Source organism: Pseudomonas gingeri, assembly GCF_013386115.1.
Lineage (GTDB): Bacteria > Pseudomonadota > Gammaproteobacteria > Pseudomonadales > Pseudomonadaceae > Aquipseudomonas > Aquipseudomonas gingeri.
On record NZ_JACAOR010000008.1, the window covers coordinates 315,965 to 327,698 of the forward strand.

Annotated in this window: 9 protein-coding genes; 1 reads left to right on the top strand and 8 read right to left on the bottom strand. The window is 64.2% G+C overall.

Annotation, left to right across the window (positions count from 1 at the left end; all coding sequences use genetic code 11):
* Nucleotides 1–5 precede the first annotated feature (5 nt).
* The 7 genes from HX881_RS17405 to HX881_RS17435 form a co-directional block, all read right to left on the bottom strand.
* Nucleotides 6–1,430, bottom strand: a complete 1,425-nt coding sequence (locus HX881_RS17405) for a gamma-aminobutyraldehyde dehydrogenase (RefSeq protein ID WP_017124038.1) — start codon at nucleotides 1,428–1,430, stop codon at nucleotides 6–8.
* An 86-nt stretch (nucleotides 1,431–1,516) separates the two neighbouring features.
* Complete coding sequence (locus HX881_RS17410) at nucleotides 1,517–2,341, bottom strand: ABC transporter permease (RefSeq protein WP_017124037.1); 825 nt, start codon at nucleotides 2,339–2,341, stop codon at nucleotides 1,517–1,519.
* On the bottom strand, nucleotides 2,331–3,278 hold the full coding sequence (locus HX881_RS17415) for an ABC transporter permease (protein ID WP_177085666.1): 948 nt from the start codon (nucleotides 3,276–3,278) through the stop codon (nucleotides 2,331–2,333). Before HX881_RS17415 ends, HX881_RS17410 begins: the two co-directional genes overlap by 11 nt.
* Nucleotide 3,279: 1 nt before the next feature.
* Nucleotides 3,280–4,305 carry an ABC transporter ATP-binding protein gene (locus tag HX881_RS17420; protein WP_177085668.1) on the bottom strand — a complete coding sequence of 342 codons (1,026 nt, stop codon included), beginning with the start codon at nucleotides 4,303–4,305 and terminating at the stop codon, nucleotides 3,280–3,282.
* A 666-nt stretch (nucleotides 4,306–4,971) separates the two neighbouring features.
* Nucleotides 4,972–6,123, bottom strand: coding sequence for a putative ABC transporter substrate-binding protein YdcS (gene ydcS, locus HX881_RS17425; protein ID WP_017127072.1), 1,152 nt, complete (start codon nucleotides 6,121–6,123; stop codon nucleotides 4,972–4,974).
* 85 nt (nucleotides 6,124–6,208) lie between these two features.
* Nucleotides 6,209–7,699: a gamma-aminobutyraldehyde dehydrogenase gene (locus HX881_RS17430; protein WP_177085670.1), complete on the bottom strand. Its 1,491-nt coding sequence runs from the start codon at nucleotides 7,697–7,699 to the stop codon at nucleotides 6,209–6,211.
* Between the two features lie 107 nt (nucleotides 7,700–7,806).
* On the bottom strand, nucleotides 7,807–8,721 hold the full coding sequence (locus HX881_RS17435) for a LysR family transcriptional regulator (protein ID WP_017127074.1): 915 nt from the start codon (nucleotides 8,719–8,721) through the stop codon (nucleotides 7,807–7,809).
* A 198-nt stretch (nucleotides 8,722–8,919) separates the two neighbouring features.
* On the opposite strand from HX881_RS17435, the gene HX881_RS17440 reads away from it, so the two are divergent.
* Complete coding sequence (locus tag HX881_RS17440) at nucleotides 8,920–9,639, top strand: tellurite resistance TerB family protein (RefSeq protein ID WP_177085672.1); 720 nt, start codon at nucleotides 8,920–8,922, stop codon at nucleotides 9,637–9,639.
* 201 nt (nucleotides 9,640–9,840) lie between these two features.
* On the opposite strand, the gene HX881_RS17445 is transcribed toward HX881_RS17440, so the two are convergent.
* The gene (locus tag HX881_RS17445) at nucleotides 9,841–11,502 is read right to left on the bottom strand and encodes a diguanylate cyclase domain-containing protein (RefSeq protein ID WP_177085682.1); all 1,662 of its coding nucleotides are present in this window, start codon (nucleotides 11,500–11,502) and stop codon (nucleotides 9,841–9,843) included.
* Nucleotides 11,503–11,734: the final 232 nt, after the last annotated feature.

Genomic DNA, 11,734 nt, shown 5'->3' on the forward strand with positions numbered 1-11,734 from the left:
TGTGCTTAGTGCTTGAACATCACATGGCGTACGGTGGTGTAGTCCTCCAGGCCGTACATGGACATGTCCTTGCCATAGCCGGACAGCTTCTGACCGCCGTGGGGCATCTCGCTGACCAGCATGAAGTGGGTGTTGACCCAGGTGCAGCCGTATTGCAGGCGGGCCGCCAGGCGGTGGGCGCGACCGACATCGGCGGTCCACACCGACGATGCCAGGCCATAGTCCGAATCGTTGGCCCAGCCCAGTACCTGGGCCTCGTCGTTGAAGCGAGTCACCGAAACCACCGGGCCGAACACTTCGCGGCGGACGATCTCGTCGTCCTGCTGGGCATCGGCCAGCACCGTCGGTTCGAAGAAGAAACCGTTGCCTTCCACGGCCTTGCCGCCGGTCACCAGGCGGATATGCGACTGCGCCACGGCGCGCTCGACAAAACCGGCGACACGATCACGGTGCTGGGCGGTGATCAGCGGGCCCAGCTCGGTGGAAGGATCATCCTGCAGGCCGTACTTGATGGTGCTCACGGCCGCGCCGAGTTTCTCGACGAACTTCTCGTAGATACCGGCCTGGGCGTATACGCGGCAGGCCGCGGTGCAATCCTGGCCGGCGTTGTAGAAGCCGAAGGTGCGGATGCCTTCCACGGCGGCGTCGATATCGGCGTCGTCGAAGATGATCACCGGGGCCTTGCCGCCCAGTTCCATGTGCATGCGCTTGACGCTGTCGGCGGTGCTGGAAATGATGTTCGAGCCGGTGGCAATGGAGCCGGTCAGCGACACCATGCGCACTTTCGGATGGGTCACCAGCGGGCTGCCGACGGTCGGGCCGCGCCCGAACACCAGGTTGAGCACGCCGGCGGGGAATATCTCCGCCGCCAGTTCGGCCAGGCGCAACGCGGTCAGCGGGGTCTGCTCCGACGGCTTGAGCACCACGGTGTTGCCGGCGGCCAGGGCTGGGGCGATTTTCCAGGCGACCATCATCAGCGGATAGTTCCACGGCGCGATGGAGGCGATCACGCCCACCGGGTCGCGGCGGATCATCGAGGTGTGGCCCGGCAGGTATTCGCCGCCGGCCGAACCGTTCATGCAGCGGCTGGCGCCGGCGAAGAAACGGAACACATCGGCAATCGCCGGGATTTCATCGTTGAGCGCCGCGCTCAGCGGCTTGCCGCAGTTGTCTGACTCCAGCCTGGCCAGTTCCGCGCCGTGGGCCTCGATGGCATCGGCGAGCTTGAGCAGCAACAGCGAGCGGTCTTTCGGCGCGGTCTGCGACCAGCTGTCGAAAGCGGCATCGGCGGCGCGCACGGCGGCATCGACCTGGGCTTCGCTGGCTTCGTTGATTTCCACCAGCACACGGCCCAGGGCCGGATTGAACACGGGTTGCGCAGGGCCTTCGCCAGCGACGAGTTGACCGTTGATCAGCAGTTTGGTTTGCATGGTTATGTCCTCATGACTCAATCGGGTTGTCCGGCGGCCGCCTGTCCCTTGTGGGAGCGGGCTCGGGCGGCCACTTGTTGAAAGGGTTATTTACCGCCACTGCCGGCCACGCTTTCACCGCCGCGGGTCAGGTAGTAGGCGCCGAGGATCGGCAGCATGGTGACCATCATCACCAGCATGGCGACCACGTTGGTGACCGGTACGTCCCGCGGTCGGCTGAGCTGGTTGAGCAGCCAGATCGGCAGGGTGCGTTCATGCCCGGCGGTAAAGGTGGTGACAATGATCTCGTCGAACGACAGGGCGAACGCCAGCATGCCGCCGGCCAGCAGCGCCGAGCCGAGGTTCGGCAGGACGATGTAGCGGAAGGTCTGCCAGCCATCGGCACCGAGGTCCATCGAGGCTTCGATCAGGCTGTGGGAGGTGCGCCGCAGCCGGGCGATGACGTTGTTGTAGACGATCACCACGCAGAAGGTCGCGTGGCCGACGATGATGGTGAACATCCCCGGCTCGATCCCCAGCGTCTTGAAGGTCGCCAGCAAGGCGATCCCGGTGATGATCCCCGGCAGGGCAATCGGCAGGATCAGCATCAGCGAAATGCCCTGCTTGCCGAAGAAGTCGCGGCGATACAGCGCGGCCGAGGCCAGGGTGCCGAGGACCATGGCGATCAGGGTGGCGATGGCGGCGATCTGCAGCGACAGCTTGATCGCTTCCAGCACGTCCGGACGGGCGAAGGCCACGCTGAACCACTTCAGGGTGAAGCCCTGGGGCGGGAAGCTGAAGGCCGCGTCCTCGGTGTTGAAGGCGTACATGAAGATGATCAGGATCGGGAAGTGCAGGAACACCAGCCCGCCCCATGCGGCGATACGCAGGCCCAGGGAAGCCCGCCCTTGGGATGAAGAGTCAGAGTGCATCGAAGGCCCCCAGGCGTTTGACGATGGACAGGTAGACGGCGATCAGCACGATCGGCACCAGGGTGAAGGCGGCCGCCATCGGCATGTTGCCGATGGCCCCCTGCTGGGCGTAGACCATGCTGCCGACGAAGTAGCCGGGCGGACCGATCAGCTGCGGCACGATAAAGTCGCCCAGGGTCAGCGAGAAGGTGAAGATGGAGCCGGCGGCAATGCCCGGGATCGACAGCGGCAGGATCACCTGCATGAAGGTCTGGCGCGGCTTCGCCCCGAGGTCGGCGGAGGCTTGCAGCAGGGACGGCGGCAGGCGCTCCAGGGACGCCTGGATCGGCAGGATCATGAACGGCAACCAGATATAGACGAACACCATGAAGCGGCCCAGGTGCGAGGTCGACAGGGTGCTGCCGCCGATCCCGGGGATACCCAGGACGAATTGCAGCAGCGGTTCCAGTCCCAGGTGCTGGACGAACCACTGGGCGACGCCGCCCTTGGCCAGCAGCAGGGTCCAGGCATAGGCCTTGACGATGTAGCTGGCCCACATCGGCATCATCACCGCGATGTAGAAGAACGCCTTGGTCTTGCCGGTGGTGTAGCGCGCCATGTAGTAGGCGATGGGAAAGGCGACGATCCCGGAGGCGATCGACACCACCACCGCCATGCTCAGGGTGCGCACGATGATGTCGAAGTTCGACGGGTTGAACAGCGCGGCGAAGTTCGCCAGGGTCAGGTCCGGAGTGACCGCCATGGTGAAATCGTCGAAGGTGTAGAAGCCTTGCCAGAGCAGGGTCAGCAGCGAGCCGAGATAGATCGCGCCGAACCAGATCAGTGGCGGCACCAGCAGCAACGCCAGATAGAAGTTGGGACGGCGGTAGAGCAGGTTGGAGAACCGTCGCATCAGCGACGGGCTTGCCGTCGTGGGTGTCAGGGCCAGAGTGCTCATGTCACACCTCGCTCGCCAGCACAGTCATGGCTTCCCGCGCCCAGCGCGCGGTGATGCGCTGGCCGGTCTGGTGCTGGGCGCTGGTGTCCAGCCACTGGGTGTTGGCCTGGCTGATATTCAGGGTCTGGCCGTTCTCCAGCTTCAGCTCATAGCGGGTGGCGCTGCCCTGGTACTGGATATCGTGCAGCAGGCCGCTGACTTCGACTTCGTGGCCTTGTGCCGGGCCTTCGGCGAAACGCACATGTTCCGGGCGGATCGAGAAGGGCAGGTCGCTGCCGCTCAACTGCCTGGCCAACTCGCCGCGAATCACGTTGGAGGTGCCGACGAATTCGGCGACGAAGGTGGTGGCCGGTTTCATGTAGAGGTTGCGTGGGGTGTCGACCTGCTCGATGCGGCCCTTGTTGAACACCGCGACGCGGTCGGACATCGACAGCGCTTCGGTCTGGTCATGGGTGACGAAGATAAAGGTGATGCCCAACTGGCGTTGCAACTTCTTCAGTTCGCCCTGCATCTGCTCGCGCAGCTTGAGGTCCAGGGCGCCGAGGGGCTCGTCGAGCAGCAGCACCCGTGGGCGATTGACCAGGGCACGGGCCAGGGCCACGCGCTGGCGCTGGCCGCCGGACAACTGCACCGGCTTGCGCTCGCCATAGCCGCCGAGGGCGACCATGCCCAGGGCTTCCTCGGCGCGCGCCAGGCGTTCGTTCTTGCCGACGCCCTTGACTTTCAGGCCGTAGGCGACGTTGTCGCGCACGTTCATATGGGGGAACAGCGCGTAATCCTGGAACACGGTGTTCACGTCACGCTGGTAGGGCGGCAGCCCGGCGGCTTCTTCGCCGTGGATGCGGATCGAACCGGCGCTGGGTTGTTCGAAGCCGGCGATCAGGCGCAGGCAGGTGGTCTTGCCCGAGCCGGAAGGGCCGAGCATGGAAAAGAACTCGCCGTCCTGGATATCGATGGAAACCCGGTCAACGGCTTTCACTTCGCCGAACTGACGGGAAACGTGGGTGAACTGGACTGCAAGCGTCATGATGCGGTGCTCCAAAAAGGCGAGGGCCGTTGCAGCGGCCTGGCCTGGACTTCTGAAAAATCTGAAACGGTGAACAGCGATCTGGCTGGCATTGCGCTGTCTGTTCGGACGCGGCAAGGCTCACGGGCCTCATCGCTGGCAAGCCAGCTCCTACAGGGGTTGTGTCGTACGCAAGCTCGTTGTGCGACACGGACTCCTTGTAGGAGCCGGCTTGCTGGCGATGGCGTCCGGATGGGCGATGCAAGGCTCATGGGCCTCATCGCTGGCAAGCCAGCTCCTACAGGGGTTGTGTCGTACGCAAGTTCGTTGTGCGACACAGATCCCTTGTAGGAGCCGGCTTGCCGGCGATGGCGTCCGGATGGACGCTGCAAGGCTGATGGGCCTCATCGCTGGCAAGCCAGCTCCTACAGGGGTTGTGTCGTACGCAAGCTCGTTGTGCGACACAGATCCCTTGTAGGAGCCGGCTTGCCGGCGATGGCGTCCGGATGGACGCTGCAAGGCTCACGGGCCTCATCGCTGGCAAGCCAGCTCCTACAGGGGTTGTGTCGTACTCAAACCCGGTATTCGACACAGATCCCTTGTAGGAGCCGGCTTGCTGGCGATGGCGTCCGGATGGACGCTGCAAGGCTCATGGGCCTCATCGCTGGCAAGCCAGCTCCCAGGGGTTTAGCGACCGCCCATGATCGCAATGTAGTCCTGGGTCCAGCGGCTGTACGGCACGAACTTGCCGCCCTCGGCCTGCGGGGTTTTCCAGAAGGCGATCTTGTCGAAGGAGTCGAAGCCGTTGGTCTTGCAGCCTTCGGCGCCGAGCAACTCGCTACCCTTGCACGCCGCGGGAACCGCCGGCAGGGAACCGAACCAGGCCGCTACGTCACCCTGGACCTTGGGTTGCAGCGACCAGTCCATCCACTTGTAGGCGCAGTTGGGGTGCTTGGCATCGGCATGCAACATGGTGGTGTCGGCCCAACCGGTGACGCCTTCCTTCGGAATGGTCGAGGCCACTGGCTGCTTGTCGGCCTGCAGGCCGTTGACCATGTAGCCCCAGGAGCTGGAGGCGGCGACGCCTTCGTTCTTGAAGTCACTCATCTGTACGGTCGCGTCGTGCCAGTAGCGATGGATCAGCGGCTGCTGCGCGCGCAACAGGTCGAGGACCGCCTTGTACTGGGTCTCGGTCAGTTCATAGGGGTTCTGGATCCCCAGTTCCGGCTTGGCGGACTTGAGGTACAGCGCCGCGTCGGCGATATAGATCGGGCCGTCATAGGCCTGTACGCGGCCCTTGTTCGGCTTGCCGTCCGGCAGGTTCTGCGCGTCGAAGATCACCGCCCAGCTGGTCGGTGCCTGCTTGAACACGCTGGTGTTGTACATCAGCACGTTCGGGCCCCACTGGTAGGGAGTGCCGTAGGTCTGCTTGTTGACCACGTACCACGGCGCATCCTTGAGGCGCGGGTCGAGGTTCTTCCAGTTCGGGATCAACTCGGGGTTGATCGGCTGCACCCGCTTGCCGACGATCAGGCGCAGCGACGCGTCGCCCGAAGCGGTGACCAGGTCGTAGCCGCCCTTGGCCATCAGGCTGACCATCTCATCGGAGGTGGCGGCGGTCTTCACACTGACCTTGCAGCCGGTTTCCTTTTCGAAACCGGTGACCCAGTCATAGGCCTTGTCGCTTTCACCCCGTTCGATATAGCCCGGCCAGGCGACGATATCGAGTTGGCCTTCGCCGGCACCGACAGCTTTCAGCGGTTCGGCGGCCTGGAGACTGGCGCTGGCCAGCAAGGCGGTGGTGAGTGCACTGAGCAGTGCGGTCTTGTGCGCGAACATGGGGTTTCCCTCTACTTTAATTATGGTCGGGGCAGTCGAACGGGTACTACATGCCGGTTGTGGCTTCTTGTTAGCGTAGTGCGTGTTACAGATGCTGGCCGTGGCGCGCCATGATATGGCGCACCACGCTGTAGTCCTGGAGCGAATCGCTGGACAGGTCCTTGCCGTAGCCGGAGCGTTTCAGGCCGCCGTGGGGCATTTCGCTGACCAGCATGAAATGGCTGTTGATCCAGGTGCAGCCGTACTGCAGGCGCGAGGCGACCTGCATCGCTTTATCCAGGTTCTGGGTCCAGACCGACGAGGCCAGGCCGTATTCCGAATCGTTGGCCCAGTCCACCGCCTGGCTCAGTTCGTCGAAGCGGGTCACGGTGACCACCGGTCCGAAGACTTCGCGCTGGACGATCTCGTCGCTCTGCCGGCAGCCGGCGAGCAGGGTGGGCTGGTAATAGAAGCCGGCGCCGGAGTGCACGGCGGCACCGGTGACGCGCTCGATGTGCGGCTGGCCCAGGGCCCGCTCGACGAAACTGGCGACGCGGTCGCGCTGGCGGGTACTGATCAGCGGGCCGATCTCGTTGTCGGCGTCGCGTTTACCGGCAAAGCGCAGGCTGCTGACGGCAGCGCCGAGTTCGGCCACCAATTTGTCGTGGATCCCGGCCTGGGCGTAGATCCGGCAGGCGGCGGTGCAGTCCTGGCCGGCGTTGTAGTAACCGTAGTTGCGCACGCCTTCGACCACCGCCTGGATATCCGCGTCGTCGCAGACGATCACCGGGGCCTTGCCGCCCAGTTCCAGGTGGGTGCGCTTCACGCTTTTCGCGGCGGCCTGGAGGATCTTCTGGCCGGTGACGATATCGCCGGTCAGCGACACCATGCGCACCTTCGGATGGCTGACCAGATGGCTGCCGACCCCTTCGCCGCCACCGCAGACGATATTGATCACGCCCGCCGGCAACAACTCGGCCAGCGCCGGGGCGAGGGCCAGGATCGACAGCGGCGTGTGTTCTGAGGGCTTGAATACCAGGGTGTTGCCGGCGGCCAGGGCCGGGGCGATTTTCCATGCGGCCATCATGATCGGGTAGTTCCACGGCGCGATGGAGGCGACCACGCCAATCGGGTCGCGGCGGACCATGCTGGTATAGCCCGGCAGGTACTCGCCGGACAGTTGCCCGGTCTGGCAGCGCACGGCCCCGGCGAAGAAGCGGAACACGTCGACGGTCGCGCTGAGGTCATCCTGGCGGGCCAGGTGCAGCGGCTTGCCGCAGTTCAGCGATTCCAGGCGAGCCAGCAGGTCGGCGTTTTTCTCCACCGCGTCGGCGATGGCCAGGAGGATGTTCGAGCGTTGCTGCGGCGTGGTGCGCGACCAGCCGGCAAAGGCCCGGTGGGCGGCGAGGATGGCGCTTTCGACCTGTTCGGTGCTGGCTTCGGCGATATGCGTGAGCACCTCGCCGGTGGCCGGGTTGAGGATCGGTTCCACGAAACCAAGGCCGGCAACGAGTTCACCGTCGATCAGCAGCGAGGTGAACAGCGGGGTCGGGTGCGCGCCAGCCATTTTGCGAGTTCTCTTTTCTTGTGTGGCCATTGGAGCTTCCCTTGCAGCTGGAGTCCGGCCTTTCTCTATATGGATGGCAAGAGACTAGAGGCCGGACGAGAGGTCGACAAATACTAAATACTGAAAGCAGCGTTCGATTAAATAGATGGCTTGCGCCCGCCATGGGGTTGTTCACGGGCGACGGTCAGGAACGGGTCCACCAGGGTCGGTCGCGCGGTGCCGCGGCGCCAGGCCAGGCCGACGTCCAGGGTCTGGCTCAGGTCGGCGAGGGAGCGGGCTTCGATGATGTCGCCCTCCAGGGACCAGGGTCGGTAGGTCATGTCCGGCTGGATCGACAGGCCCAGGCCGGCGGCCACCAGACTGCGCACCGCTTCGGTGGAAGCGGTGCGCAGGCTGATCCGTGGCTGCAGGCCGGCACCGCGCCACATGCGCTGGGCATTGCGGTCCATCTCGTCGACGTTGAGCTGGATCAGCGGTTCGCGGGCGACATCGGCGAGGTTGATGCTGTCGTGTTCCAGCAAGGGATGCTGGGCCGGCAGCCAGAGACGGTGCGGCGAATGGGTGAGAACCTCGGTCTGCAGGGCATGGCGGTCTTCCAGGTTGGAGAGGATCAGCACGCCGACGTCGATTTCACCGCTGACCAGCAAGTGCTCGATATACGGCCGCTCGTCTTCCATCACGCGGATTTCCACATTGGGGTAGGCACGCTGGAAGCGGGTCAGCAGGTCGGCCAGGTAGTAACCGGCCACCAGGCTGGTCACGCCGACGGTCAATTGCCCGGCGACCTGGTCGGTGCTCTGTTGCAGGCTGCGCTTGGCATTGTCGACCGTGGCCAGGATCAGGTGCGCCTGGCGCAGGAACTGGTGGCCCTGGTGGGTCAGGGTCATGCCCTTGGCGTGACGGTTGAACAGGCTGACGCCGATTTCCTGCTCAAGCTGCTGGATCGCCAGGGTCAGGGTCGACTGGGAAATGAACACCGCCTGGGCGGCGGCCGAGATCGAGCCGGTCTCGGCCACGGCGATAAAGTGTCGGATCTGACGCAGGGTCATCATGGGAGAAATACCCTTGCCGGTTATTTCGGCGAGTTGTTTTTATGGATGCACACCAGTGTATATCTTTTTAATCGATGGCTTGATCGGTGAGTCAGGATTCAGGCAAAAGCCGCGCAACATCTGGAAGCACTCTCGCCGACCACCGTATGACGGGTCGTTTTACTCTGTGGGTCTATTCGCCATTTACGGAGTCTGCCGATGAATACCCGTGGGTTGCTCGACCAGTTACTCAAGTCCGGCCAGGACCTGTTGCAGAATCAGGCCGGGGGCAAACAGGACAAGTCCGCTGACAAGGGGGCGCTCGGCAGTCTGCTCGGCGGTGGTTCCGGCGGCCTGGGCAGCCTGCTTTCCGGGGCCGGTGGCGGGGCGTTGGCGGCGGGCGCCATGGGCCTGCTGCTCGGTAACAAGAAGGCCCGCCAGTTCGGCGGCAAGGCGCTGACCTACGGCGGCCTGGCGGCACTGGGCGTGCTGGCCTACAAGGCCTATGGCAACTGGCAGGCGCAGCAGGCGAGTGCGCCCCGGGGCGAGCCGCAGACCCTCGACCGCCTGCCGCCGGCGCAGGTCGAACAGCACAGCCAGGCAATTCTCAAGGCGCTGGTGGCGGCGGCCAAGGCCGATGGGCATGTCGATGCCCGTGAGCGGGAGTTGATCGAAGGCGAGTTCAGCAAGCTGGGCAACGACCGGGAGTTGCAACAGTGGTTGCACGCCGAGTTGAACAAGCCACTGGATCCGGCCGATGTCGCCCGGGCCGCGAGCACACCGGAGATGGCCGCGGAAATGTATATCGCCAGCGTGCTGCTGGTGGACGAAGAGAACTTCATGGAAAAGGCGTATCTGGATGAGCTGTCGCGGCAGTTGCGGCTGGAGCCGGGGCTGAAACTGGAACTGGAGCGGCAGGTGCGCCAGGCTTCGCTCTGACAGAGTGGGAGGGCTGCCGGCCTCTTCGCGGGCAAGCCCGCTCCCACAGTGATCGAGTCGAAACGAGGGCCCGCGTAGGGCTCGGAACTTGTTGGGGCGGGTAAGCCCACTCCCACAGTGATCGAGTTGAAACGAGGGCTCGCGTAGGGCTCGGAACTTGTGGGAGCGGGCTTGCCCGCGAAGCGGTCCGGGAGCCGGGCGCTAGAGGCCCGGCGACACCTCTTCCGACTGGTGAAAGTGCGCCTGTCCCTTGCCCGCATGCTTGGCCCGGTACAGGGCCTGGTCGGCCAACCCGAGCACATCGCTCAGGTCCGGGTTGTCGAGGGGCCAGACAGCCCCGCCGATGCTGCAACCGATCCGCGCCGCAACCTTGTGCAGCATGATCGACTGACCGAGGCTGACGAGCACGCGGTTGGCAATGGCCCGGGCCTGGTTCAGCGCATCGCTGCGCGGCACTTGCAGCACCATCAGGAACTCGTCGCCGCCGAGGCGCGCGACCATGTCGCCCTCGCGCAGGCAGGCGCGCAGGCGGCCGGCGACTTCTCTCAACAACTCGTCGCCGCCGGCATGACCGAACTGGTCGTTGATCGGCTTGAACCCGTCCAGGTCCAGATACAGCAGTGCCAGGCAGTTGTTTTGTGACTGGCTGCGTTGCTGCGCCCGTGGCAGGTACTTCTCCAGGGCCGCGCGGTTGGGCAGCCCTGTCAGCGCATCGTGGTGCGCCAGGCTTTCCATCATCCCCAGGGCGGTCTGCTGGTTGCTCAGGCTGTCCACCAGATGCCGGATCGACTGGCTCAACTGGGCGATTTCCCGGGTGCCCCTGATCTCCGGGATCTCCATCGATTCGCCGACACTCAGGCGGTCCGCGGCCTTGGCGATGGCCTGCAGCGGCCGGGTGAACCAGGTCGCCAGCAGCCAGCCGACAAAGGCGATGATCACCGCCAGGGCAACGCCCCAGACCAGGATGTCACGCTGCAGCTCCTTGGCCGGGGCATAGGCTTCCTCGAGTGTCTGGCGGGTGATCACGGTCCAGCCCAGGCCGTCGTAGTGGTCATGGCCGCGACTCAGGGCCACGCCGGTCAGGTAGTCGTTGCCATCCGGCCAGCGTTGCACGCCCCAACGCGGCAGCTGTCTGTCGAGGCCTTTCAGCAGCGGCAGTTCCAGTGGCTGGCCGATGCTGTCGCGCGGCCCGAGCAATACCCGGTGGTCGGACGCCACGAGAAAAAACTCGACATTGCGCCGTGCCTTGATGGGCGCCATCGCCGATTGGCGCATGCCTTCGGCCCAGGTCCAGGAAAGATGCGCGGCCAGCACGCCGATGTTCTGTCGGGCCTCGCCACTTTCGCCATTGAAGATCGGCAGGCTGATATCGACGAATTTCAGCGTTTCGCCGCTGGGATTGGGCAGCAGCCTGGAGAGCAGCACGGCGTCGTGGACGTCGCCGACGAACAGGTGGTCGCGGCCCTGGCTGAACACCGGGCGCTCGCTGATGTTGCTGTCCTGGAGAATGCCGCCGGTCGCGGCCCGTACCCGGCCCTGGGTATCGAGCATGCCCAGCCAGGCAATGTCCGGGAATTCCTGTTGCAGGTGTTCGAGTAACTGGCGGACTTGTGTCAGGTCGCGGGGCTGCTGCAGGACATTCAGGCGACTGATGACACTCAGCAGATGAATGCGGTTGGCCATGGCCCGGTCCAGCCGGTCGGACATCTGGTAGGAGACTTCAGCCAGGTCCTGGCCGATCTCGCCACGCATCCGCACGCTGGAGTCGTGACTGATGAAAGAACCCAGCAACCAGCTCAGCAGACCGACCAACAACGCGATGAGTAGCGCAAAACGGCTGCGCAGGCTGGACAGAACGGGCATGAACTAGGTTCCTGGGCCGTAAGGGTTATATGATGATTGCCATGACTAGTGGCAATTTGCTTCTAACTAAGACTGGCAGCTTCTGTATGTAGTATCGGCAAGTACCTTAGTCAGGGTAGACGTAGACTGTCGGCTATATTCCCTTTGTTTGTAATCCAAGCCGTAACCCGTGCATAAATGATGGCACACCCTCGGCTATACTGCCTTCCATTTGAATGGCTCTTGAGGACTG